This is a genomic window from Paenibacillus sp. FSL A5-0031 (assembly GCF_001956295.1).
Lineage (GTDB): Bacteria > Bacillota > Bacilli > Paenibacillales > Paenibacillaceae > Pristimantibacillus.
This window is the reverse complement of sequence record NZ_MRTD01000038.1, coordinates 1-23,483: the sequence shown is the minus strand read 5'-3', so window position 1 is coordinate 23,483 and position 23,483 is coordinate 1. Positions and strand designations below refer to the sequence as shown.

General features: G+C 44.5%; 25 protein-coding genes and 2 tRNA genes. 10 read left to right on the top strand and 17 right to left on the bottom strand.

Annotation, left to right across the window (positions count from 1 at the left end; translation table 11 throughout):
* The 3 genes from BK120_RS36325 to BK120_RS33380 all read right to left on the bottom strand — a co-directional run.
* Positions 1-1,255, bottom strand: a 1,255-nt coding sequence (locus tag BK120_RS36325; protein ID WP_218639612.1) for a collagen-like triple helix repeat-containing protein, incomplete at its 3' end; no start/stop codon positions are given.
* A 2-nt stretch (positions 1,256-1,257) separates the two neighbouring features.
* Positions 1,258-1,449, bottom strand: coding sequence for a hypothetical protein (locus tag BK120_RS33385; protein WP_076271774.1), 192 nt, complete (start codon positions 1,447-1,449; stop codon positions 1,258-1,260).
* 235 nt (positions 1,450-1,684) lie between these two features.
* Positions 1,685-2,836 (bottom strand): HD domain-containing phosphohydrolase, encoded by a 1,152-nt coding sequence (locus BK120_RS33380; protein WP_076271773.1) that lies wholly within the window; start codon positions 2,834-2,836, stop codon positions 1,685-1,687.
* A 181-nt stretch (positions 2,837-3,017) separates the two neighbouring features.
* Here BK120_RS33380 and BK120_RS33375 point away from each other — a divergent pair.
* The 5 genes from BK120_RS33375 to BK120_RS33355 all read left to right on the top strand — a co-directional run bounded on the left by BK120_RS33375 (position 3,018) and on the right by BK120_RS33355 (position 6,018).
* Positions 3,018-3,094 (top strand) — tRNA-Arg (locus BK120_RS33375).
* Between the two features lie 175 nt (positions 3,095-3,269).
* Complete coding sequence (locus BK120_RS33370; RefSeq protein ID WP_076271772.1) at positions 3,270-3,671, top strand: YhjD family protein; 402 nt, start codon at positions 3,270-3,272, stop codon at positions 3,669-3,671.
* A gap of 404 nt (positions 3,672-4,075) precedes the next feature.
* Positions 4,076-4,639, top strand: coding sequence for a TerD family protein (locus tag BK120_RS33365; RefSeq protein WP_256711106.1), 564 nt, complete (start codon positions 4,076-4,078; stop codon positions 4,637-4,639).
* Positions 4,640-4,702: 63 nt separating this feature from the next.
* A complete protein-coding gene (locus tag BK120_RS33360) occupies positions 4,703-5,497 on the top strand; it encodes an AIM24 family protein (protein ID WP_076271771.1) in 795 nt (264 codons plus the stop codon).
* Positions 5,498-5,688: 191 nt separating this feature from the next.
* Positions 5,689-6,018 (top strand): hypothetical protein, encoded by a 330-nt coding sequence (locus tag BK120_RS33355; protein WP_076271770.1) that lies wholly within the window; start codon positions 5,689-5,691, stop codon positions 6,016-6,018.
* Between the two features lie 50 nt (positions 6,019-6,068).
* Here the strand turns inward: BK120_RS33355 and BK120_RS33350 are convergent, their stop codons facing one another.
* Together BK120_RS33350 and BK120_RS33345 are read right to left on the bottom strand one after the other, a co-directional pair.
* On the bottom strand, positions 6,069-7,436 hold the full coding sequence (locus BK120_RS33350; protein WP_076271769.1) for an FtsW/RodA/SpoVE family cell cycle protein: 1,368 nt from the start codon (positions 7,434-7,436) through the stop codon (positions 6,069-6,071).
* Entirely contained in the window at positions 7,433-7,765 is a 333-nt protein-coding gene (locus BK120_RS33345; protein ID WP_076271768.1) for a PadR family transcriptional regulator, read from the bottom strand. Before BK120_RS33345 ends, BK120_RS33350 begins: the two co-directional genes overlap by 4 nt.
* Positions 7,766-7,977: 212 nt before the next feature.
* Here BK120_RS33345 and BK120_RS33340 point away from each other — a divergent pair, with 212 nt between their 5' ends.
* On the top strand, positions 7,978-8,334 hold the full coding sequence (locus tag BK120_RS33340; RefSeq protein ID WP_076271767.1) for a DUF4870 domain-containing protein: 357 nt from the start codon (positions 7,978-7,980) through the stop codon (positions 8,332-8,334).
* A gap of 41 nt (positions 8,335-8,375) precedes the next feature.
* Here the strand turns inward: BK120_RS33340 and BK120_RS33335 are convergent, their stop codons facing one another.
* Entirely contained in the window at positions 8,376-9,221 is an 846-nt protein-coding gene (locus BK120_RS33335) for a MurR/RpiR family transcriptional regulator (RefSeq protein ID WP_076271766.1), read from the bottom strand.
* A 237-nt stretch (positions 9,222-9,458) separates the two neighbouring features.
* On the opposite strand from BK120_RS33335, the gene BK120_RS33330 reads away from it, so the two are divergent.
* Genes BK120_RS33330 through BK120_RS33310 form a run of 4 tightly spaced genes read left to right on the top strand, consistent with a single transcriptional unit; the run spans position 9,459 to position 13,767 of the window.
* Entirely contained in the window at positions 9,459-10,340 is an 882-nt protein-coding gene (locus BK120_RS33330; protein WP_076271765.1) for a DUF8171 family membrane protein, read from the top strand.
* Positions 10,337-12,160 carry an ABC transporter ATP-binding protein gene (locus tag BK120_RS34750; RefSeq protein ID WP_256711105.1) on the top strand — a complete coding sequence of 608 codons (1,824 nt, stop codon included), beginning with the start codon at positions 10,337-10,339 and terminating at the stop codon, positions 12,158-12,160. The genes BK120_RS33330 and BK120_RS34750 overlap by 4 nt, the downstream gene beginning before the upstream one ends.
* Positions 12,147-12,974 carry an energy-coupling factor transporter transmembrane component T family protein gene (locus tag BK120_RS33315; RefSeq protein WP_256711104.1) on the top strand — a complete coding sequence of 276 codons (828 nt, stop codon included), beginning with the start codon at positions 12,147-12,149 and terminating at the stop codon, positions 12,972-12,974. The genes BK120_RS34750 and BK120_RS33315 overlap by 14 nt, the downstream gene beginning before the upstream one ends.
* Positions 12,975-13,005: 31 nt before the next feature.
* Positions 13,006-13,767, top strand: coding sequence for a PHP-associated domain-containing protein (locus BK120_RS33310; protein WP_256711103.1), 762 nt, complete (start codon positions 13,006-13,008; stop codon positions 13,765-13,767).
* Between the two features lie 62 nt (positions 13,768-13,829).
* Here BK120_RS33310 and BK120_RS33305 read toward each other — a convergent pair whose 3' ends face one another.
* From BK120_RS33305 to BK120_RS33260, 11 genes are all read right to left on the bottom strand, one after another.
* On the bottom strand, positions 13,830-14,888 hold the full coding sequence (locus BK120_RS33305; protein WP_076271764.1) for a DUF302 domain-containing protein: 1,059 nt from the start codon (positions 14,886-14,888) through the stop codon (positions 13,830-13,832).
* A gap of 138 nt (positions 14,889-15,026) precedes the next feature.
* A complete protein-coding gene (locus tag BK120_RS33300) occupies positions 15,027-15,176 on the bottom strand; it encodes a small acid-soluble spore protein P (RefSeq protein WP_076271763.1) in 150 nt (49 codons plus the stop codon).
* A 43-nt stretch (positions 15,177-15,219) separates the two neighbouring features.
* Positions 15,220-15,396, bottom strand: coding sequence for a hypothetical protein (locus tag BK120_RS35650; RefSeq protein WP_179089952.1), 177 nt, complete (start codon positions 15,394-15,396; stop codon positions 15,220-15,222).
* Positions 15,397-15,411: 15 nt separating this feature from the next.
* Positions 15,412-15,759: a hypothetical protein gene (locus tag BK120_RS33295; protein WP_083682741.1), complete on the bottom strand. Its 348-nt coding sequence runs from the start codon at positions 15,757-15,759 to the stop codon at positions 15,412-15,414.
* A gap of 124 nt (positions 15,760-15,883) precedes the next feature.
* A tRNA-Ser gene (locus BK120_RS33290) sits at positions 15,884-15,972 on the bottom strand.
* Between the two features lie 83 nt (positions 15,973-16,055).
* Entirely contained in the window at positions 16,056-17,342 is a 1,287-nt protein-coding gene (gene serS, locus BK120_RS33285; RefSeq protein ID WP_076271761.1) for a serine--tRNA ligase, read from the bottom strand.
* 48 nt (positions 17,343-17,390) lie between these two features.
* On the bottom strand, positions 17,391-17,975 hold the full coding sequence (pdxT, locus tag BK120_RS33280) for a pyridoxal 5'-phosphate synthase glutaminase subunit PdxT (RefSeq protein WP_076271760.1): 585 nt from the start codon (positions 17,973-17,975) through the stop codon (positions 17,391-17,393).
* Positions 17,976-18,052: 77 nt separating this feature from the next.
* Complete coding sequence (pdxS, locus tag BK120_RS33275; RefSeq protein ID WP_076271759.1) at positions 18,053-18,934, bottom strand: pyridoxal 5'-phosphate synthase lyase subunit PdxS; 882 nt, start codon at positions 18,932-18,934, stop codon at positions 18,053-18,055.
* A gap of 127 nt (positions 18,935-19,061) precedes the next feature.
* Positions 19,062-20,351 (bottom strand): D-alanyl-D-alanine carboxypeptidase family protein, encoded by a 1,290-nt coding sequence (locus BK120_RS33270; RefSeq protein WP_076271775.1) that lies wholly within the window; start codon positions 20,349-20,351, stop codon positions 19,062-19,064.
* Between the two features lie 189 nt (positions 20,352-20,540).
* Positions 20,541-21,998, bottom strand: coding sequence for an IMP dehydrogenase (gene guaB, locus BK120_RS33265; protein WP_076271758.1), 1,458 nt, complete (start codon positions 21,996-21,998; stop codon positions 20,541-20,543).
* Positions 21,999-22,143: 145 nt separating this feature from the next.
* Positions 22,144-23,337 carry a GNAT family N-acetyltransferase gene (locus BK120_RS33260; protein WP_179089951.1) on the bottom strand — a complete coding sequence of 398 codons (1,194 nt, stop codon included), beginning with the start codon at positions 23,335-23,337 and terminating at the stop codon, positions 22,144-22,146.
* Between the last annotated feature and the right edge of the window lie 146 nt (positions 23,338-23,483).

The following is a 23,483-nucleotide window of genomic DNA, read 5'->3' as shown; positions in this document are numbered from 1 at the left end:
GAAGTGTATAATCCGGTGAAGTTCCCGGTGTGCCTGTTGGCGGAACTGTATTCACGATATAAGTGCTGCCGTTAAACGTCACAACTTGACCAAGCGGATAGCCCGGTGCTGCGAGTGGATCAAATACTACTGCTCCGCCTAGACCGACTCCTGTCGCACCGGTAGTTCCCGTTGCACCCGTTGCTCCAGCTCCAGTCGCGCCAGTTGCACCTGTAGCACCACTCGCCGCAAGCAGTGTATAATCCGGTGAAGTTCCCGGTGTGCCTGTTGGCGGAACTGTATTCACGATATAAGTGCTGCCGTTAAACGTCACGACTTGACCAAGAGGATAGCCCGGTGCTGCGAGTGGATTAAATACTACTGCTCCGCCTAGACCAACTCCTGTTGCACCAGTAGATCCCGTTGTTCCTGTTGCCCCTGTTACTCCCGCGCCTGTTGCACCCGTCGCGCCTGTAGCACCACTCGCTGCAAGAAGCGTATAATCCGGCGAAGTACCCGGTGTGCCTGTTGGCGGCGCCGTATTTACCACATACGTGCCTCCATCAAACGTTACGACCTGACCTACTGGATAGCCTGGCGCTGCGAGTGGATCAAAAGTCACGACGCCGTCTAGACCTACTCCCGTGGCACCTGTCGGACCAGTTGCACCTGCTACTCCCGCTCCTGTAGCACCAGTAGCACCGGTTACTCCGCTTGCTGCAAGCAGCGTATAGTCTGGCGAAATGCCGGGTGTTCCTACTGGAGAAGACGTATTTGCAACATACGTGCTCCCATTAAACGTAACTACTTGGCCTGATTGATAGCCAGGTGCTGCGAGTGGATTAAACGCAACAATACCATTTAAGCCTGTGCCTGTGGCTCCTGTAGTTCCAGTAGCTCCCGTGGCACCTGTTGACCCAACTGCACCTGCTGCCCCAGGACTGCCCGCAGCTCCCGTTGCCCCGGTTGCTCCTTTTGCGCCTGTATCTCCATCCGCTCCACGAAAACCTCTATGCCCCCTCCAACCTCGAGGTCCTCTATCTCCCTTCGGCCCTCTATACCCTCTTGGACCCCTTACGCACCTTTTCACTCTTTTACTCGGTTTAGAAGAATGGCCGCCTAGGCATCTCAAAGCACTATTGAGGATTATGATAGAGTCCTTCACATCAACTTTAGCTCTTCTAATTTTATCTCTACGTGTAAGCCTTCTGGCCTTCCGCAGCTCAACAATCGCTAAGTTTAGTTTTCTTAAGCATTTCGACCGTTTATGCGCCAACTCTATACACCTCCATTAAGATCAGATTTTGCATTTTTCTTCCGTTTTTTATGAACAATACTGCCCATCGAAGCGACTGCTTCATGTATTTGCTGCTTAGCGTGGTTTAAGTGGTTCGTTTTAATTAAATTTCTCGCTGATTCCAGTTTGTAAATCGCTTCATTAAGTTTCTGCCCTTGAAGCCTTTTGTTCATAGACGTTTTATCACCCTCCGCTATTTAGCTTGTAATCCGCTCTAGCTTATAAAGTGTTAATAATAGCTAAATCAGTCTATGACCAAAATGGTTTTCGAACACGGTAAATACCTAGCCTTTCAAGTAAAGTACAAGCAAACCCCTTATATTTGTTAAATAAAGGCTTGGACGACACTGAATTTAAACACAAAAAAGACCTCATTGGGTTCACCCCAACAAGGTCTGCAAGCAGCTTCTACTCCTTCTCCAGCCAATCAGCATCACAATCTCTTATTTCCAAAAGAAGCGGCAGCTGTTCAAAAAAAGCATCTACCACCTGAGGGTCAAAATGCCGCCCCCGTTCTTCTTTGATCAATCCCAAAATGCGATCCATCCCCCAAGCCTCTTTGTACATTCTTGCGCTGCTTAAAGCATCAAATACATCTGCTAGCGCAGTAATTCGCCCATATATATGAATAGCCTCACCCTTAAGGCCTTGCGGATATCCGGTACCGTCCCACTTTTCATGATGCTGCCAAGCCACGATCGCCGCAGCTTGCAGAAGCGGTCTCTTGGAATTGTGCAATAATCGGTAACCGATAATGGCGTGCTCTTTAATCTGCTCATACTCTTCTGCCGTTAGCTTCCCTGGTTTTTTCAACACCGCATCCGGTATGGCTACTTTGCCGATATCATGCATTGGTGACGCGCTGCGCAGCATGTCTGCTTCAGAATCATTCATGCCTAGTCCTTTTGCCAAAACATACGAATATTGAGCAACCCGTTTTACATGATTGCCCGTTTCTTGCGAGCGACCTTCACCGATTTTTCCCATCGCCAAAATAATCTCTTTTTGCGTCTCTATTATTTCCTCATACAGCATGATGGACTCAAGCGACTTGCCTGAGTAAGAGGCAGCAAGCGATAAGTATTCCATATCTTTCACCGAGAATATCTGCTTCTCTGTTAATTTGTTAATGGCTTGATAGGCACCGATTACTTCTCCTTGATTATTGTGAAAAGGGATCGTCATAATCGATTTCGTCCGATAACCAGTCTTTAAGTCGTTATCCGGATTGTGCCTTGGATCCTCATAGGCGTCATCTATAAAAATAGATTGTCCCGTGCTTATAGCACTTCCTACCAGCCCGCTGCCGTAAGGAATCCGTATCTCGCAAGCTCCGTGAGCTACCGCTGTAAAAAGCTCATTGCGAGCAGCATCAATCAACCAGACGGTGCACCGATCTGCAACGACCATCTCTCTGCCCATATTGGCCATTAAGATCAGGACAGCATCCAGCTTCTTTTCATTCGCTATTTTAGCTGTATATTCAAAAATCACCTTAAGCATTTGTTCAGGCGATAAATCCAATCGAATCGGTTGCGGTTCATTTTGGAATTCAAGCATTCGAACAATCCTCCAGCCGAGCAAACTCGTTATCCTTACCTCTATTCGCCTTTACAAGCTTTTTATCCTCTTGTTTCCACAATAAAAGCGCAGTTATTCGACAAAAAAATACAATAGTCTTACACTGAAATGGTTAATCTTGCTTCACCTAAAGCACCCATGCTATAATCAATGTTGCTGCGCGTCCGTAGCTCATCCGGATAGAGCAAACGTTTCCTAAACGTTAGGTGGGAGGTTCGAGCCCTCTCGGGCGCGCCATTTCTTTTACGAATATATAAAGCTTATTGCTAATGCCAGCAATAAGCTTTTTTTTTGTTTTCATCTACACCGCACCAATTAGACTAGTGTCGAATAATTTTTATAAGACAACTGGTCAGGATACATTGACTACAGAACGTTTGTTCGCATATAATGTGCATGAGGTGATTTACAAATGGCCATGCCGTTGTCCAAAGTAAACAATTCATACCTGTACCATCCACCTGCTCACGATGAGATACAGCTTCTTCACAAAGCGATTATCCTTCCACTAGCTCTCGTTATTGTTGAACGAAATAGACGCGAGCTTGAGAGAAAAGCGCGAACTTTACGATCTCTTTTTACTAGGGCAGCAGACATTATGATTGCAAAAATGAAAACAGATTTAACAACAAATACACAGCAGCTCCTTCAGAAAAGCATTACTCTGTGCATGTATAAAGACACGGCTGAACAGATCAGCTATTGCTATAATTGCCGCGGTTTTGAAGACCAGATTGCCTATTCGCATGCATACATACGTAATGAGATAAATAAGTGTATTTCTATCTATAGTGCTGAGATTTTCACTAAGTAAGCATCCCTCAATGATCAAAAAAACAGATGATCCTCTTAAAGCTTCTTAAAAAGTCTCACTATTGAAGTGAGGCTCTTTTCTCTACTCAATTTCGTCATACTACGCTATAATCTTCCATTCCAATCTGCTATACTACAAATAGTTTCATATCGTTCTACAAAACATACAGTTTTAACCAAAATCATTGTCGAAAAAACAGCTTTTTATTATGCATTGAGGAGGCAGTTCATATGGGAATTAATTTAAATCCGCCAGGAAGACCATCCAACATTCTTGGAGGCCAAGGCGGCATTCAACAGGGCGGTATTCAGCAAGGCGGTATCCAACAAGGGGGTATTCAGGGCGGAATAAATAACGCTTTTGGCGCAGCTCCCGCTCCTCAGGCCAGTCCTAATGGTGGGCTTATCCTTACCAAAGGACAGAAGCTGGATTTGACCAAAAATAATGCAGGGCTTGATTTACTGAAAATCGGACTTGGATGGGATACAAATAACCTGCAAGGCCAGAGCTATGACCTAGATGCAGAGGTGTTTATGCTGAATCAGACAAACACGGTTTCTTCCACTAGTCATATCGTTTTCTACAACAATCTCGTAAGTCCCGATGGATCAACACGCTATAAGGGTGATAACCGTGACGGGCAAGGCAGCGGTGATGATGAGACGGTTGAAATTCAATTATCCAGAGTAGCTTTGGATATCCAAAAAATCGTATTTACCGTTACAATTGATGAAGCTATTCGTAAAAACCAAAACTTTGGACAAGTTTCCAATGCATATATCCGTGTCGTGAACCAAGCAAACGGAGCCGAGATCTGCCGATTTGATCTATCCGAGGACTACTCCACCTCAATCTCCATCCTAGCTGGCGAAGTATATCGCCACGGCAATGAATGGAAATTCAATGCTGTTGGAACAGGCTTGTCGCTTGATCTAGCAGGCATATGTGCGCATTACGGGGCAATGTAACAGCTTACTTGTTAATGAAGCAGCTATAATTTTATTTTATATATTATATGGAGGTTACCCCGCATGCCGTTTCAATTCCAGGTCGAACGGGAATTATTTTTAAAAGCAGAAGGACAAGGCCAGTTTTTTGCCAAAAAAGGATCGATGGTTGCTGATCAAGCCTATAACAAGAAATTCAAATATTCTAAGCGGTTGTTAGGAACGAATTCCGGAAATGTTATCGGACAAGTGATCAACCATGGTATGCGTAAAGTAACGGGAGAAAACTTAGAGATTATGGAAGTCGAAGGACAAGGCATCGTATATCTCGCGGATGAGAACTCTCATGTTACAATCATTAATTTAGAGCAAGGCGGACCATGGCAAAGCGTAAGTGTTGAGAGTGAGGATCTGCTCGCATTTACAGATACTTGTCATTATGGCGTTACTATCATTGGAACGGGTGTTCTCTCCCAGCGCGGCTTGTTTACATCCAAACTTACTTACAACGGACAGGGAGCACAGGTTGCCGTAAAGACCAAAGGCAATCCATTGGTTTTGCAAGGCCCATGCCGTGTAGATCCTGATGCCATCGTTGCTTGGACAGGTCCTTCCCCAAGTGTGAAGATCGATGTCAACTGGAAAACGCTTATTGGCCAAACCTCCGGGGAATCTTATATGTACGAATTCAGTGACCCTAATCAGGTTGTTATTATACAGCCATTTGAACGTGAGAGCGGCGTGAAATTCGGTATGGATGACAACCGTTACCAACCTCAAACGCAGAGCAGCGCATTCAACAACACCTTTGGCGGCAGCCAAGGAGGGCATGACAGCAACAGTGGGCTTGGTGGAATTATCGGCAAATTTCTGAAATAAGCATAGTATAATGATATAAGCCTTGCCGTACCGTTCGGCAGGGCTGTTTTCTTTGAAAACTAGCTGCTCTCCTATGGATAGATGCCTTTTTGCTTGAAAGCATGTAACCGGGATCGCTTTTGCTGCGTACAAGGATAAACAGAAAACAAAAACTGCCCCATAGAATAATTTAAATATAGGAGGAAAATAAAATGAAAGCTGCAGGTACACTTTTACTAGTCACTGCTATTATTGAAGGTATCTTAGGAATCCCCTTGCTGGGTGGCACCTTAGTCATGTTATCTGGATACACGCTATTATTTGCAACGCTCATTCTTCATATCGTAACGCTTGTTCTTTGCTCGCAGCATAATAAGCCAGTCGTAGGCAGCATTTTGGGGATCATTACATCTGTATTAGCATGGATACCTATTCTCGGCATGATCATGCATCTTACTACAGCCCTATTCCTATTCATTGGCGTTTCCAAAAACAATCAGCAAAATTACCCTACCCGTCCACCCGCTCCAGGCAGCTTCTAATCAAAAGGGCTAACCTACTGTAGATATTCTACAATAGGATAGCCCTTTTTTTATCTTGATGGCTCGCGATTTAGTAAGCTGATCATATTTTTTCTCCGATTGACACTTAGCAGCAATCCCATGACCATTAATTCGATAATGGCTGTTGTACCTCCATACGATATGAATGGCATCGTCATGCTATTTATAGGCAGTAGCCCAAACGACATCAGAATGTTCCAGACGAAATGAAAACCAATAATTGAAAATGAGCCAACGACCAAACCTCTAGCATATATATCCTTGAGCGTTATTGCCATGCCAATCACTTTAACAATCAGTAATAAGGCTAGCAGCACTATAGCAATACCAAAAACCAAACCAAGACTATAGATCAAATAAGTAAAGACCATTTCACTATAAATATAGCGAAACATTCGGTTCTCAACGCCAAATCCTTGTCCCCACATCCCTCCCAATTGAATAGATTCCAAGGATTTCTGAAGATAATAGTTTTTATCATCAGGGGAAGCAGTAGGATTTAGAAATGCGGTGTATCGTTCCCATATGGATCTATAGCGAACTGGATCATTTATTTTTATAATAAACACCGCTCCTGCAGCTATGATTGAACTCACAATGGTTAAAAACAGCCTATACGTTTTTGCAACAAACAGCATTAATACCGTCAGTCCAAATAAATATATAATAAAATTAAGATTGGAGTTTGCTTTGTAATACAGTATAGCGGGCACGATCGCATATAAAAGCGCCATTTTTCCGAAGTAAAGTAAATTTCTGAATAGTCCCTGCTTCTCCTTACGCTTAGCAAGCAGCGTCCCTGCAAAAGCAATCATAAATAAATAAGGAGAAGTGCCGTATACATCAAAGGTAAAAGACCCGATTGTGAGCCAACTTTTCGAACCATTGACTTCGACTGCATAAAAAAGGCAGACTACCATTAGAAAAATCGTACCGCTATAAATGTACCACGAATACTTTTCCCATTTTCGATAGTCCAAAAAATAAATACCTATGATAAGTACAATGCCTATCGCTGTAAATACAGCCTTCTTAAGAAAAAATTGAAACCCGCTATAAACATTTAGATCACTATAAGCGAATTCCATTGCATACATAGCAAGCAGTCCAATACCCACCATTATTGCGACAAGTGCGGCTAATCCCCATTCCATAACCGGCTTATGTGCTGCATGAAGCTGCTTGCCGATCTGATCAGGATCACCCATTTGGACGAGAGCAGCACGAACCGCCTCATCCTCTGATAACCCTTCGTTTAGCTTATCCTCCACCAGCTCGTCCAGATGGTTCTGCATTTCAACCTTGATGTCACGATGTACATCTCTTGCTTTTACATGTCTGCAAATCTGTACTAAGTATTCCTGAATCGACTCATACTGAACAGGCTTGTTATTCATGCATGGCCCTCCCCGATTACGCGGTCTACCGTCGTCCGAAACAACGTCCACTCCTGCTTCTTCTCCTCTAGCTGCCCTCTTCCACGCGCTGTGATGCGATAATATTTCCGTTTGCGGCTGCCTTCTTCATTCCAGTACGCCTCAACCAGCTGCTCCACCTCAAGTGTATGTAAGATCGGATAAAGCGTCCCTTCTTTAAAAGTAAACACACCGCTCGAGCTTTTTTCAATTTCTTTGGTCATTTCATAGCCATACATTTCCTTACGGTCAAGCAGTGTCAAAATAAGAATAACGGTACTGCCTTTCATAAGCTCCTTATTAATTTTCATAACGCCCTCCTGTTTATGTATCGCATTCCTATGCATCGATTATCTATGTATTAGTATATAGTTGACCACCACCGATTACAACATCATTTTAGGAATGGATTCCCATAATAGCTAATCGGTGATATATTTATGCATATCTTATCGCTGCTTTAACGTATAAGTACATAAGTCACATTAATCGGCGGTTTTCAATTTAAGGGAGGCAATACACAATGAATCAATCTTTCGGGCTTCATAAGGAAGAAAAAACGTACGGCATGCTTTGCCATCTGCTTGCTTTTAGCGGTGTAGTTATTCCGCTCGGCAACATTCTTGGACCACTCATCATTTGGCTTCTGAAGAAGGATCAATCCAGCTATGTGGATATGCATGGCAAGGAATCACTCAATTTTCAGATCAGCAATATGATTTATTCCATTATTTCCGGTTTGCTCATTTTTGTTCTCATCGGATTTATTACTACACCGCTTTTGTTTATTTTCTGGATTGCATTTACCATCATCGGGTCTATGCGTGCTTCAGAGGGCAATGGCTATCGCTACCCACTAACCATTCGTTTCTTCAAATAAAACATAGAACCGCCGGGACGCAAATCGTTCCGGCGGTTCTATTATTTAGGAAGCTGCGAGCTATATTTTTTCCTCATCACATGCAAGCGGTCCAATTGGTCAAACGCCTGCTGCCCGCGCCGCTTTGTAACGGCTACTGACAGTGCATCAAGAAGCGCAACTGGCGCTGCCATCGAATGAAAGCCCTCCAGTTCCCCCCGATCAACCTGCAGCACGAAATCGCTCTGCTCCAGCATATCGGATACGAGCAAATCCGTAATCAGTATTGTAGTGTAGCCTGCCTCTTTGGCATGCTCAAGCAGCACCGTTAATTCAGGTGAGCGCCTGACAAAGCCGAACATAAGCAGCACATCGCTGGAATCAACATGAACAAGCGTTTCAAGCAGCTCGCTGCCACTCCCCGCCATACCTTCGATTTGCACATTTATCCGATTCAGACGAAATCGGATGAGCTCGATCAAGCTGGCTGCTGCTCCCGTTCCAAATACATACACTTTTCTAGCCTTATGAATGGCCTCCACCGCTTGATGAAACTGTTCACGGTCTACACGCTTTGAAGTAACCTCTACGTTAGCTGCTGCAATCTCCAACATTTCACTTACAATATCAGCCTCTTCATGATCTACCTTATTCAATATTTTCTTCATCTTATGGGCAGGCGTCGCATGCTCGCTTTGCAGCAGCGTTTTCTTAAAAGCCTTCAAATTAGCAAACCCAATCGTCCGCCAAAACCGCGATACCGTAGCCGTACTGACACCTACAGCCACCGCAATATCTTCCTCTGTACAATAAGGAATCTGCTGCAGTGCACCCACCACGTAATTCGCAATGGATTGGTGGCTTTTTGACATATTATCCAAGTCCATATCCAAATGAAAAACCGTCATCTTTATTTCCTCCTGCCTATACCAACATCGCAGCTTATTATCTAAACGGAGTATATCACCTTTTGATTAAAAATGATAATTTTAATTCATATTTATTTTTATGAAATTTATTTTACGTAATCGAAATAATTTGTTGATGATCTGATAACATTCGATCTTTATATTGTAGAAGAATTCGTTTTGAATCGAGGCATTCGAGACGCATTCCGCCTCAAAAACAAATTAGGAGGAATCACAATGGTTACAGCGCCTAAGCGCCGTTATGAGCTAACGCAATCGCAGAAGCTTATGGTATTCATTTTATCGATGTCCTTGTACGGTATTTCCAACATGTTCTCCGAGCTCATTCCTGAGCTAAAGCTTGGTCCGATTGAGCTGAAGGTCGAATATTTCGCTTTTATCCCATTAACGCTCTGTATTCTATTTAATCCACTGTATGCTGCACTTGGCGCATCCTTCGGCGAGGTTATATTCGGGGAACTGCTGCTTGGACAATTCGGCGGACTCGGAGAATTGGAAAAATTCATAGAATTTACGATTGCCATGTACATAGCTGGCCTGCTCGTTAGCGATCCACGAAATCGTAAACAGCTCGCACTCGCTTCGTTCGTTGCAGTAGGTATTGACCAGATGCTTGGGGCGATTGTCGACATCAGCAAGGTTTGGTTTGGGATTGAAGAGCTTGAAGCTGTTCCAGGCATTCCCGAAAGCATATTGCTTATCGAAGGCGTAGGTTTCCTTAACGCTATGCTCATAACCGGCATCTTTTTCTCCCTGCTGCCTACTTTATTTCTCGTACCGCGTCTATATGGAAAAATCGAACCGCTTCTCGGCATAAAACCACGCGACAGCAGAGTTTCTATATCCTTCGGACAGCTAATAACGCCGCGGCTGCTCATTACCGCTATTATATTTGTTTTTATCGGGATCGTTGCAGAATTTTTGTCCGAGTCTGATATTAACTTTGCTGTATGGGAGCCAGAATTTATCGAGCAATATGGCAGTGGATTTATCTGGATTAGTGCTGCTGCAGCCGCATTAGTGCTCATACTGACACTCATCGCAGCATTTCGTGCCAAATCCAAATCTGCACGCACGACGGAGGATGTTAAGCTTTGAGACCTTCATCCTTCCAAGCCAACCAGCAGGGGCCGCAGCAGGCGGCTCCCATCATTAAACTGCAGGACATTCAATTTCAGTATCCAGGAGCGGAAAACATGGCGCTCCACAACATTCAGCTTACTGTTCAACCCGGCGAGTTTATCGCTATAGCAGGTACGAATGGCAGTGGCAAGTCAACGCTTTGCAAATGTTTAAACGGCCTTATTCCAAACTATTATGTCGGCGATTTAGACGGCTCCATTGAAGTTGCAGGGCTAATAGCTGCCGAGGAAACGGTATCCTCCTTGTCACGCAAGGTCGCTTACGTGTTTCAGGATTTTGAGAACCAGCTCGTTCGGCCGACCGTCTATGATGAAGCCTGCTTTGCTCCACTCAATTATGGCTTCAGCGATTACCGTGAACGCGGGCTTCGAGCTTTGTCCATGCTTGGCATTGATCATTTGAAGGATCAGTGGATTTGGCAGCTAAGCGGCGGACAAAAGCATCTTACGGCGCTTGCTGGCGCTTTATCCCTCGATCCAGAAATTATTATTATCGATGAGCCCGTGGCGCAGCTAGATCCCTTTCATGCTAGGCTCATCTACGACAAACTTAAGCTGCTGAATGAAAAGCATGGCAAAACAATCATCGTCATTGAACACCATACCGAGTTTATTGCAGACTATTGCAATAGGGTCGTACTTATGGATAGCGGCACAATACGCTGGGTGAAGCCTGTTCATGAGGCATTATCTGCGGTTGATGAGCTTGCTGAACTGCATATATTACCGCCGCAGGTTACGCTTGCTGTTTGTACACTAGAGGCTGCTTCCGGAAAAGCAAAAAGTGAGGATTCATCACCATACCCAATCACCATCGATGAAGCAGCCCCTTATTTTGAGAAGATGCTTAAATCGTCAATCACGCTTTCAGATGTCCCAACGGATAAGCCTATTTCTAATAATGAACTTATTAAGCAGCCCCTTATTACGTTTGCAAATGTCTCCTATAGCTACAAAACCATTGCAAGAACGATGCATCCCGTCATTCGGAACATGAGCATCAGCTTTTATGAAGGCGATCGTATTGCTCTTGTCGGCAATAATGGCGCTGGCAAATCAACGCTTCTCAAGCTCCTTTCGGGTATTCGGCGCCCTACGGAAGGACTCTTAACTGTATGCGGGCATATTACGAAGCAATCTTCACCTGAACTGCTGTCTGATTTCGTCTCCTATATTTATCAGAATCCAGAGGAGATGTTTATTGAAGATTCCGTCCGCAAGGATGTTGAATATTTTCTAAAAGCCCGAGGAATTGCTGATTATCACCCTTTTGTTGATGAAATTCTGGAGAGGCTGCGGTTAACCGCCCTGCAGGATCGAGATGGAAGACTGCTCAGCGGCGGACAGCAGCGCAGAGCGACATTAGCGATCGGACTCGCCATGCGTCCCACTGTCATGCTGTTGGATGAACCGACAGCCAGCCTTGATGCTGCAAGCCGCCGTGAAATGACTGAAATGCTGGCGCAGCTGCAAGATCATGTAAAATCGACCATCATAGCGACACATGATATGCAACTGGTTGCCGAATGGGCAAATCGCGTTATCGTTATGCACGATGGCTGCGTCGCACTCGATACAGATGAACGCTCGTTATTCAGCCATGTTGCCATTCTCAAACAAGCAGGTCTCATTGCGCCGCAAATCGCTTTGCTTAGTCAAAGACTGGGTTTCGAGCCGCCTTGCCTATCTGTCAATGAATTCACCGCACGGCTCATCAGAAATATAAATCCGTCAAACCCATTTGAGCAGGAGGAGATTACGGTTGGAAGCAATTAAACAAAGCATGCTCGACAAGCTGAGCGTAGAACAAATTAAAATTGAGCTGATGCGTACCGCTTTCGGCAGACAATCGACCTTTCTGTCGCGCTTTGATCCGCGTATCCTCCTGATTTGGTATTCTTTTTTCGCCATAGCGCCTTGGTTCTTTCATAATAAAGCCATTCTGCTTGGCTTGCTTATTCCAATGCTTGTCCTTACTTTATCTTCAAAGGTTAGTCCACTTGTTCTACTTATTATGGGCGTCGGCCTGGTAAGTGAGATTAGTTATATTTTTTTCGGCTCCATCTTCTTCGGAGGGAGTCTAGCGGGCGTATGGCCGTTATTGACCTTAACGTTAAAAATATTAATCATCTCGCTGGCCAGCATTGCCGTGTTCTCCAGCATGGATCCCGAGAAGCTGAGTGACGCCCTGCTTAGTATGGGGATGCCTGGACAATTCAGCTTTGGTGTGTCCTACGGCTATAGGATGCTTCCGATTCTAATTGAGGAGTACCATAGCCTTATTCACTCATTCCGATTGCGCGGCCGCGCTCCCCGCAATAAGGGTTTTCTTCACTGGCGTTCAATTATATACATGGCGAAGATTAGCGTTTATGCCTTTTATCCGCTCATTTTGAATACAGCTAAGCGAACGAGAACGACGGTCGAAGCATTAGAGGTGCGCGGCTTTACCTATTCGCTTGTCAGCCCTGAGACGAAGAAGCTTAAGCTTGCCCATATGCAGGTTCGACCGCATGATTTTATTTTCTTAAGCTGCTCCCTTTTCTATATGATCGGGCTGATTGCTTTCGGACAATTCATATCGTTTTAAAACTACATAACTGAATGGAGATAACACACTAATGATGAGCATCGATTTGCATACACATGGCAAGCTGTCAAAGAAAACACATTTCTCACTCGACTACTTCCTTTCCATGGCTCGCGAAGCCAAAGAAAACGGTCTGCACGCGGTGGCGTTGACCGAGCATTTTAACACACTTCACTTTGCCGATATGATGGATCAGCTGGATCATCATTTTGAATACAAAGGTGATTATTATGTCGTGGAGGGCTTGAAGGTTTTTTCTGGCATGGAGGTTGATGTAGCGAATAAAGGCCATATTCTAATCATTGGAAACCGCAGCCACATTCGTGATCTGAGGCAGCAGCTTGAGCCCCATACCGCAAAAGATAGCTTTATCGCTTTAGAAGAGCTGATGAACCGTACCGACGGCTATCCCTTGCTTCGAATTGGTGCTCATCCCATGAGAGAAAGCACGCCGCTCACTCACCATGATGCTGACACACTCAGACGCCTCGATGCGCTTGATATAAATGCAAAAGATTTATTCCAATATGGTTTCGGCATGACTGATCAGGTTCGACAATTCGCTGATCAACTTGGCTTAAAGGTCATTGCAGGAAGCGACTCACATCAGCCTCTGCAATTCGGCAGCGTTGTTAATCATGTAGATAACATTTGCGAAACAGCTGAACAACTGCGCAGGGAGCTGCTGAATGGCAATTATCAGCTTGAAATTTCCGCTTGCTTGAATGTTAAAGTAAAAGCTGCCCAAATGATGAAAGAGCTTCTAAAAAAATCGATGGTTGTCGCTTTGTAAGAACACCCGCTTCACTAAAAAAGCAGCTCCTGACACTCAGGAGCTGCTTCATTTTCACTCTATTACAGACCAACTGGCAGTTGGAACATCTGTGTCAGTTCGTCCAGTGTAATCGCATCCGTCGGAATTTCACCTTCGAACTTCGCATCTTTATTAATCTCGGAGTAAGTAACATCATAATGAAGGCCAAGCTTCATCTTCTGGCCGCTCTCTTTGTCAGAGCCTTCAATGCTTACCTTACCCGATTGATAAGCAAGATACCCATCTGTGATAGCACCCGTTACTTTCAGAGTATTCACTTTAACATCATTTTTAAATGTGGTTAGAATCTCTGCTTTGTTCGTCTCAAGATCCGACTTCATCTTCTCGATGTCCGCCTTATCAAGCTGAAGAGTCTTTAATGATGCTTCATTAGCAAGCAATACACTTAACACCTCAGGCAGCACTTGGTTTACGATGGTTTCTACTGTTTTTGGGTAGTTGCTTTCATTAATCTCAAAAGCGATGATTTGATCTGCTTTCATATCAGCAGGCAGGCCAGCTTCCTCAGCCTTTGGCTGGCTGAAGTATGTTTTCTCGTCAAAATGCTTAAGCATTACTTCTCCGAGCTCTTTGCCTAACTTTTGTTGTGCAGCAAGATCCAGCTTAGCCGTGCCTTCTTTCTCAGCAAGCTCCTTTAGATCAATTTTAATAAACTTACTTGTAATCGTCTCCGGCAATGGCAGCATCGGAACTTGCGGTATTTTCACATACAGCGCTTCCTCAGTCATAATCATAGGTACCGTTAACTTCATTTCCATGTCGCCTGGCACTACGATTTGCATATTCATATCGGTACGCATCGGTTTTTTCTTATATACAGCATCAACTGTAATGGTTGCATCTTTAATCATCCCTACGATTGCTGCTGTAGCAGCTGCGTTGCCTTCCAATGTTGCCGTTTGCGGTACTTCCAACTCATCCAAGCCAAATGACATTTTTACTGCATATGAGTCCGCTTCATTAATTTTCGTCATAGCCGCCTGCAAAGCTTCCTTCGGTGGTTTTGCCGAGCTGCAGCCTGCAATGACAACTAAAATAACGGCTAACATAAGAACCGCTATTTTTTGAACATTCTTCATGTAGTATGTTCCTCCCTATCTTTTTGTGAGCACCTCCATTCTATACTAAAATAACTTCATTTAGAAGTTATATCCAAAAAATCCCGTTTCAACGTACTGAAACGGGACGTTTGGCCTAGCTTTTAACAGCATATTGAACTATCCTTGCGGGTTATGATGATCCACATGATTACGCTGCTTCGTTTTCTTTGATCCAGAAAGCGGCTCTTGCTGCCCGCCTCCATCATTACGTTTCCGATTATTTTGCGGATTGCTTTCCGGCACCGGAATGCTGTCTGGCTTCGACATTTGGATTCCTCCTATTTAGATCTCATCCGCTTCAAGGGAAGCGTTAATCTTTTTGATGTTCTAAATCTGTTGGATGATCATGGTTTATGTCATCCTGATTGCTTCGATCGTTCTTATCCTGCTGCAATTGCTGAGCCTGATGACTGTTAACCGCCTCAACCTCCAAAGCCTCTACCACATTAGATAAGTTTTTATCAGCCGTTCCTTGTGCCTTCGTCATAAGCTGCTCTCTCCTCTAAGCATGCGTCAAGCGTTGCAGCGCTTGAGCACATTCATGCAGATGTCTAGTGTAATTTTGTATCAGCTCTTGAATGATGTCTCCACGCTCATCGATGGATACCTTGTCTTTCTCCACATCGATAAGCTCAACCTTCACTTCACGGCTATCTACATAAGTAACTTTAAAATCAAACGAATACATTTGATGTCCAGCTGTATCGATCGTTACGCGCAGCGCTTTGGAATCTGACTCATCAGGCAGCACTCTGCTGCGGTCAGCGTCTTTGAGCGTCTCTGGCAAGGTTTGACGCCAAGCATCTGCCAAGTTTTCTTGATTCATTTGCAGTTCATCTGATTTACCCATTAAATGAAGCACCTCCACATCGTATAACATGCGAAGTGCGGCATTATTTTATACGAGGGGATAGAATGAAAAAAAAGCCCAAACGCTTAGCGTCTGGGCTTGTCATGTACATTTTAAAAAAATATGGAGGAGAGAGTGGGACTCGAACCCACGTGGGCTTGCGCCCTAACAGTTTTCAAGACTGCCCCGTTATGACCGCTTCGGTATCTCTCCATCGTTCATTTGTCACAAGAAATATAATACCACAGGTCAAAATAAAAATGCAAGTATATTTTGACCATGTGGCAAAAAAAATTTTAAAGCTTTGTTGAATCGATCGAACTAATGCCGCCCATATACGGACGCAGTACTTCTGGAATCGTCACAGAGCCGTCCGCTTGCTGGAAGTTCTCGATGATTGCCGCAAAAGTACGACCTACAGCAAGTCCCGAACCATTAAGAGTATGAACGAATTCCGGCTTGCTCTTCGTATCTCTGCGGAAACGAATACCCGCACGGCGAGCTTGGAAATCCTCTACATTTGAGCAGGACGAAATTTCACGATACGTGCCTGCGCTTGGCAGCCACACTTCAAGGTCATATGTTTTAGCCGCTGTGAAGCCCATATCTCCCGTACAAAGCGTTAGAACACGGTAAGGAAGTCCTAGTAGCTGCAAAACCTTCTCCGCGTTAGCGGTCATTTTCTCCAGCTCTTCGTATGAATCCTCCGGTTTCGTCAATTTGATCAATTCAACCTTGTTGAACTGATGCTGACGAATCAAACCACGTGTATCGCGCCCAGCAGAACCTGCTTCTGAACGGAAGCACGAGCTGTAAGCTACAAAATATTTCGGAAGCTCTTCAATCGGCAAAATCTCTTCGCGGTGCAGGTTCGTAACTGGTACCTCTGCAGTCGGAATAAGGAAATAATCCGAATCCGAAATTTTGAATAAATCCTCTTCAAACTTCGGAAGCTGACCCGTACCGATCAAGCTGTCACGATTAACGATATATGGAGGCAAGACTTCCTCATAACCGTGCTTATCGCTGTGAAGATCCATCATAAAGCTGATAAGCGCACGCTCAAGACGAGCTCCAAGGCCGCGATAGAACGTGAAACGTGATCCCGTTACCTTCGCTGCACGCTCGAAATCCAATATGCCGAGTGATTGCGCAAGCTCCCAATGTGGCTTGGGCTCAAAATCAAAGGTTGGAACCTCGCCATTTTTGCGCAGCTCTACATTATCTTCCTCCGACTTGCCGACTGGCACGCTATCGCTAGGAATGTTAGGAATCGCTTGAGTCAGCTCAATCACTTGTACATCCAGCTCACGAAGTTCATCGTCAAGCTCTTTAATGCGGTCGCCAACCTCTCTCATCTCAAGGATAAGCGATTCTGCGTCGCCGCCTGTACGTTTGAGTTTAGCTACATCCTGCGAAACCGTATTGCGTCTGCTCTTCAGCTGCTCGGTCTCTTGAATAAGATCACGGCGCCTAGTGTCGAGCGCAGGAAAATTAGCAATAAGATCAAGGGAAGCTCCGCGATCAAGCAGCGCTTGCTCAACCTTCTCAAATTCATTTCTTAACAATTTTACATCCAGCACGATCCAAAAGCCCCTCTCTGAAGGGAGTAATTTTATTATTGTAAAAGTTTATTCCTTGCCAGCAGCTGCTTCCTTCACCATATCAACGAAGTATGCATGCAGCCTATAATCGTCCGTTAGCTCCGGATGATACGATACAGCTAGAAGATGTCCCTGTCTTGCTGTTACAATTTCATCTCGGTATGTAGACAATACGTCTACGCCTGCTCCAACTTTTTTGATCAATGGAGCTCGGATAAATACAGCGCGTACCGGTTCGTCAATGCCTTTGACATCCAAATCCGTCTCAAAACTTTCTTGTTGACGCCCGAATGCATTTCTTGCAACGGTCATATCCATAAGACGCAAATGCGCATCCTCTTGGCCTTCTATTTCATCAGCCAAAACAATAAGACCTGCGCAAGTACCGAACAATGGCTTGCCTTGTGCAGAAAAATCCTTAATAGCTTCCATAAAACCATAATTGCGCATCAGCTTGCCGATCGTCGTGCTTTCGCCGCCTGGAATAACAAGCCCTTGCAGCTCTTCAAGCTGCTCAACTCGCTTAACGGCGACCGCCTCTGCGCCCGCCGCTTCTAAGCTTCGTATATGCTCTGCCACTGCGCCTTGAAGCGCTAGTACGCCTATCTTCATCGCTCTACTCGCCTTCCTTTACGGGCAAGAGCCGGCAGCACTATTCGCGCTAAGCCGGCACCTGCATATTACAACTATTAGATACCGCGGTCTTGCATACGCTCGGAGGAGTTAAGCTTGGAAATTTCGATTCCCTTCATAGCTGCTCCCAAGTTTTTCGACACTTCAGCAATTAGCTTGTAATCTTGGTAATGTGTCGTTGCTTCAACGATTGCACGAGCGAATTTCTCTGGGTTTTCTGATGTGAAAATACCAGAACCTACGAATACGCCGTCTGCTCCAAGATGCATCATCAATGCTGCATCGGATGGTGTAGCTACTCCGCCTGCTGCGAAGTTAACGACTGGAAGCTTACCCGTTTCATGTACGTTAAGAAGCAAGTCGTAAGCTACGCCAAGAACCTTAGCTTCATGATAAAGCTCGTCCTTCGACAAACCTTGAATTTTACGAATTTGTCCATTGATCAAGCGAAGGTGACGAACAGCCTCTACGATATTGCCTGTTCCCGGCTCACCCTTCGTACGAAGCATTGCTGCTCCCTCTTGAATACGGCGCAAAGCTTCTCCAAGATCTTTTGCTCCGCATACGAATGGAATTGTAAACTCATGCTTGCTGATGTGGAATACTTCATCTGCTGGAGTAAGTACTTCACTCTCATCGATATAGTCAACGCCCATGGATTCGAGCACTTTTGCTTCTACATAATGCCCGATACGAGCCTTTGCCATAACTGGAATCGATACAACTTTCATTACTTCTTCTACAATTGTCGGATCAGCCATACGAGCTACTCCGCCTGCTGCACGAATTTCGGAAGGGACGCGCTCAAGCGCCATTACCGCTGTTGCTCCTGCTGCTTCTGCCACTTTCGCTTGCTCGGCGCTCATAACGTCCATAATGACGCCGCCTTTTTGCATTTCTGCCATGCCGCGTTTTACGCGCGATGTACCTGTTTCCATGCTAAAATCCTCCTATTTTCATCCATTAATTTGTATATTACCGCAGTTGTTCTAACCATTGATTTTACAGGATGCAAGAATAATCGACAAGCCTTGATTTGCTTTATTCCCCTGTTTTCTACTCGGATTAGAACAAATTGACGATTCCATTAAATAAACCTGAGAAAAAATCTCCAATTCCACGGAACATCAAGCGGAACCAGCCTGCTTTCGTTCCATCCTCCGTTGTAACGAGGTTAACCGTTTTTTTGAGCTCTTGTTTCGTTTCGGCATCCGTGTACTTGTAAGTTACTGTACCTACAACCGTACCTGCTGGAATCGGAGCTACCAGCTCAGCTTCTGACTTCACATCGCTGGATACAACCTCGATTTTAGGCTCTACGCCCTTCTTAACCATAAACGTAATATCTTTTTCCGTTACGATCGGCAAGGTTTTCTTTTTACCCTTTTTAATCTTAACCGTTTTCGCTGTTTCTACCACAGATTTTGGCGCAAGCACCGTCTTTTTCTCAAAAGTGCTGAAACCGTAGTTGTACATCTTAGCCGTTTCATTGAAACGAGCAGACTTTGTAGCAGTATCCATAACGACGCTAATAAAACGCTGCTCGCCTCTTTTTACAGTACCCGTGAAGTTGTAGCCAGCTGCATTAATGAAGCCAGTTTTCATGCCGTCAACGCCTTCATAAGCTAAGTGCTTAAGGCCCTTTTGATTCACGTTGGTGCCGAGCATCCAGTTAATGTTAATGATTGGATCCTTGTCGCGTTCACGGAATTTATATTCCTGTAGCTTAGAATAATCCAAAAATTCAGGGTGCTTGCTCAAAATAATTTGTGCTAGCTTTGCCATGTCCGTCGCAGAAATAATAGTTGTCTCCGATAGACCAGTCGCACTTGTAAAAAAAGCTGTTTTAAGACCCAACTCCGCAGCTACCTCATTCATCTTCTTAACAAACCCTTGCTCACTTCCAGCTATTTGCGATGCTAATGCAATCGTTGCATCATTCGCAGAACCAACTGCCATTGCTTTGTACAAATCTCTAACCGTATGTTGATCTCCTTGAGCTAAAAATACAGATGATCCATCCGATGGCGTTGAGGCCGCTTCCGCACTAGTGGTAATAACCTCATCCCAGGACAGGCGTTCATTCGTAATTTCCTCAAGAACGATATATTCCGTCATTAACTTCGTCATACTTGCTGCAGGGAGCGGCTCCTCTGAATTAACTTCATACAAAACTTGTCCTGAATCCGCATCAATTAGAATTGCAGCTTTCACTTGTAAACCTAAGTCGTTTTTCGTACTTTCTCTTCCTTGATATCCATTCGCCATTGCTACCGCAGAACCAAGCGACAGCATTACCATCCAAACCGCCAAACTTGCAGCGATGACCGTCTTTATTCGAACCGGCCTTACCATTTCCTTCAACGTCGTCTCCCCTTTTCCCACTTGGTTTGTCCGTTGTTAATTGTAACATATCGAAGCCTAACAATTAAACCACAAACAGGTTACAGAACAATGAGTAATCCTTCATAAAAAAAAACAGACAAGGGCCAGCGACTCAGTCGCCTTTCCTTGTCTGTTATTATCGTATCTAGAAAGTATAGCCTATAAGGAGTAGTTAGGAGCTTCCTTCGTAATTTGCACATCATGCGGATGGCTTTCACGAAGACCAGAACCTGTAATACGAACGAATTGTGTATCGTTCTTAAGCTCGTCCAGAGAAGCTGTACCGCAATAGCCCATACCTGAACGCAAGCCGCCGAGCAATTGATGAACAGTGTCAGCAAGCGGCCCTTTGTAAGGAACGCGACCTTCGATACCTTCCGGAACAAGCTTGTTCTCGTTCTCTTGGAAGTAACGATCCTTGCTTCCTTCCTTCATAGCGCCAAGCGAGCCCATACCACGGTATACTTTAAAGCTGCGTCCTTGGAAAATTTCAGTTTCGCCAGGACTTTCAGCTGTACCTGCGAACAAGCTTCCGATCATAATCGCGCTTGCTCCAGATGCGATTGCTTTCGTAATGTCACCTGAGTACTTAATACCGCCGTCTGCAATAACCGGAATATTGTATTCACGAGCAACTGACGCGCAATCATAAATTGCAGTAATTTGTGGAACACCGATACCAGCGATAACGCGAGTTGTACAGATCGATCCAGGACCAATCCCTACTTTAACTACGGAAGCGCCTGCTTCGATAAGATCACGAGTAGCATCGCCAGTAGCAACGTTTCCTGCAATAATAGTAAGGTCTGGGTAAGTAGCACGAAGCTTACGAACTGCATCCAAAATATTAATGTGGTGACCATGTGCCGAGTCTACAACAAGAACATCAATTCCTGATTGAACCAATGCTTCTGCACGATCCATTGTATCCTTCGAAATACCAACCGCTGCTCCGCAAAGCAAGCGACCATGCTTATCCTTCGCCGCATTAGGGAATTGGATTGCTTTCTCAATATCTTTAATCGTAATAAGACCTTTAAGTGTATTGGACTCATCAATCAGCGGCAGCTTCTCAATCTTGTGCTTTTGAAGAAGGCCCTCCGCTTCCTGCAGCGTTGTGCCAACAGGTGCCGTTACAAGGTTGTTACGAGTCATAACTTCATTTATCTTAATTGAATAATCATGTACGAAACGCAAATCACGGTTGGTCAAAATACCTACAAGCTTCTTATCTTGATCAACAATCGGTACGCCTGAGATGCGGTATTTACCCATCAATTCTTCTGCGTCGTAAACATGGTGATCAGGCGTAAGCGAAAACGGATTTGTAATTACACCGCTCTCCGAACGTTTTACACGGTCAACTTCCTCCGCTTGCTGTGTAATCGACATGTTCTTATGGATAATGCCGATACCACCCTCACGCGCAATTGCAATCGCCAATGCGGCTTCTGTAACGGTGTCCATACCAGCGCTAATGAGCGGAATGTTTAGCTTAATGTCCTCGCTTAATCGAATCGAGATGTCAACTTCCCTAGGCAGCACTTCTGATTTGCGCGGAATAAGCAGGACGTCGTCAAACGTTAGCCCTTCTTTGGCGAATTTCGTTTCCCACACGAGTATGTTCCTCCCTTATTTTAAGTACGTCTCACATATATTATTAGCAATATTAGCAGAGGGGGTATAGGCTGTCAAGGCTGATGAATACCTTTGTTCATCCTGTTTTATACTCGATTTGGAAGTCTCAAAACATGCTATTTCTTTAGAAAAAGTCAGGTAAATACGTAGTTCGTTCGGGAATACGAGATTGTAAGCGTTTAACCAATCCTATATCTCCTTCTATGCGTGCGAATTGGGCTAATTGCTCTAACTGAATATACCCAAATAGTACACTCGTAAAGGAACCAATATCCAGTTTAATTGCCTCATCTATTTTTTCACTATCGTCCTTACGACGAAGTGATGCTTTCCCAGATGCATCGATATGAAGTGAAAAATGACCATTATTCCATGGAGCTTGAGCGTCGATTAGTTGAATATGAATGTCATCGGCATGATCTGCTGCCTTAAAATCATATTGGCTAACAAAAGCTTCCGCATCCACAATTCGAGCCATAAAATAAGGTGTGATTTCCTGTTTTATTCTCGGATTGCTCAGCAAGTAGGGAAGGCGATCGTTAGATGGCATTTTAATCGTCAGCTCTTCGATCATTGAATCATGTTGTGCTAGAAATGACCATATCGCAGCTCTTGCAGGCTCATTTAAATGAACGAACTCATGAACCGTTAACCGGCTATTTTTAACTTCATAAATGACGTAGCCTTGTGCGGCTCCGCTCTTATCGTAATAAAGTGCAGTCTGTCCTGGTTTTCTTCTGTTAATCCGATAATTCCACCAGAATTCGTCACGCACCAATGAGCCATTAAATTGAGATGCATAGGCTTGATAGACATCGTTCAGCAAACCATAGTTTCCTGTAATGCGCTCAAATCTACCCTCGTATGCTATTCTAGCTGGAAGCATGTCCGTCTTAATCGTATATGTTTTAAGTTCAGTGTAGGTTTCCCATCCAAATTTACGATAAAAGCTGAATGAAAAAGGATGAAGAAAAGAAACCGTTTGACCGTTCTCCTTCATCTCTATTAGCGATTGAATCAGTATTTGAGCAACTAGCCCCTGCCTCCTGAATTCTGGCCATGTCGCAACACCTGCAATACCTCCCATATCAAAAACCTTGCCTCCGATATAGGTTTGCAGCTTTAGCACTGCAGCTTGCGCAGCCAACTGATTATCGACATACGCTCCGTACCTTACAGTAGGCTCACTCTCATACTGCTCTTTCGTTTGTTCTAGTTCTGCAGCAGAACGTTCATATTGAAATGCAAATTGAGATAAAGCCATAGTCTCGTCAAATTGTTCTACACCGGTATGCTTAATAACGATACGCGTTTCCAATTCGAAGCACCTCCAAATTTGATATAACCCTATCATACCGCATAAACGACAAAAAAACCTACCGCATCACATGCGATAGGTCTCTCGTGCTTGGCGACGTCCTACTCTCCCAAGACCCTGCGGTCTAAGTACCATCGGCGCTGAAG

What these genes read in the sequence shown, in the direction of transcription:
- BK120_RS33350 (WP_076271769.1), bottom strand. Translation starts at nt 7,436, where the DNA reads ATGAATAACAAGCCTGTTCAGTATGAGTCGATTCAGGAATACTTAGTA.
- BK120_RS33330 (WP_076271765.1), top strand. Translation starts at nt 9,459, where the DNA reads ATGGTTACAGCGCCTAAGCGCCGTTATGAGCTAACGCAATCGCAGAAG.
- BK120_RS33305 (WP_076271764.1), bottom strand. Translation starts at nt 14,888, where the DNA reads ATGAAGAATGTTCAAAAAATAGCGGTTCTTATGTTAGCCGTTATTTTA.
- BK120_RS33295 (WP_083682741.1), bottom strand. Translation starts at nt 15,759, where the DNA reads ATGGGTAAATCAGATGAACTGCAAATGAATCAAGAAAACTTGGCAGAT.
- BK120_RS35650 (WP_179089952.1), bottom strand. Translation starts at nt 15,396, where the DNA reads ATGACGAAGGCACAAGGAACGGCTGATAAAAACTTATCTAATGTGGTA.
- BK120_RS33370 (WP_076271772.1), top strand. Translation starts at nt 3,270, where the DNA reads ATGGCCATGCCGTTGTCCAAAGTAAACAATTCATACCTGTACCATCCA.
- BK120_RS33340 (WP_076271767.1), top strand. Translation starts at nt 7,978, where the DNA reads ATGAATCAATCTTTCGGGCTTCATAAGGAAGAAAAAACGTACGGCATG.
- BK120_RS33360 (WP_076271771.1), top strand. Translation starts at nt 4,703, where the DNA reads ATGCCGTTTCAATTCCAGGTCGAACGGGAATTATTTTTAAAAGCAGAA.
- pdxT (WP_076271760.1), bottom strand. Translation starts at nt 17,975, where the DNA reads ATGAAGATAGGCGTACTAGCGCTTCAAGGCGCAGTGGCAGAGCATATA.
- BK120_RS33345 (WP_076271768.1), bottom strand. Translation starts at nt 7,765, where the DNA reads ATGAAAATTAATAAGGAGCTTATGAAAGGCAGTACCGTTATTCTTATT.
- BK120_RS33355 (WP_076271770.1), top strand. Translation starts at nt 5,689, where the DNA reads ATGAAAGCTGCAGGTACACTTTTACTAGTCACTGCTATTATTGAAGGT.
- BK120_RS33270 (WP_076271775.1), bottom strand. Translation starts at nt 20,351, where the DNA reads ATGGTAAGGCCGGTTCGAATAAAGACGGTCATCGCTGCAAGTTTGGCG.
- pdxS (WP_076271759.1), bottom strand. Translation starts at nt 18,934, where the DNA reads ATGGAAACAGGTACATCGCGCGTAAAACGCGGCATGGCAGAAATGCAA.
- BK120_RS33310 (WP_256711103.1), top strand. Translation starts at nt 13,006, where the DNA reads ATGATGAGCATCGATTTGCATACACATGGCAAGCTGTCAAAGAAAACA.
- BK120_RS33300 (WP_076271763.1), bottom strand. Translation starts at nt 15,176, where the DNA reads ATGTCGAAGCCAGACAGCATTCCGGTGCCGGAAAGCAATCCGCAAAAT.
- BK120_RS33335 (WP_076271766.1), bottom strand. Translation starts at nt 9,221, where the DNA reads ATGACGGTTTTTCATTTGGATATGGACTTGGATAATATGTCAAAAAGC.
- BK120_RS33380 (WP_076271773.1), bottom strand. Translation starts at nt 2,836, where the DNA reads ATGCTTGAATTCCAAAATGAACCGCAACCGATTCGATTGGATTTATCG.
- BK120_RS33385 (WP_076271774.1), bottom strand. Translation starts at nt 1,449, where the DNA reads ATGAACAAAAGGCTTCAAGGGCAGAAACTTAATGAAGCGATTTACAAA.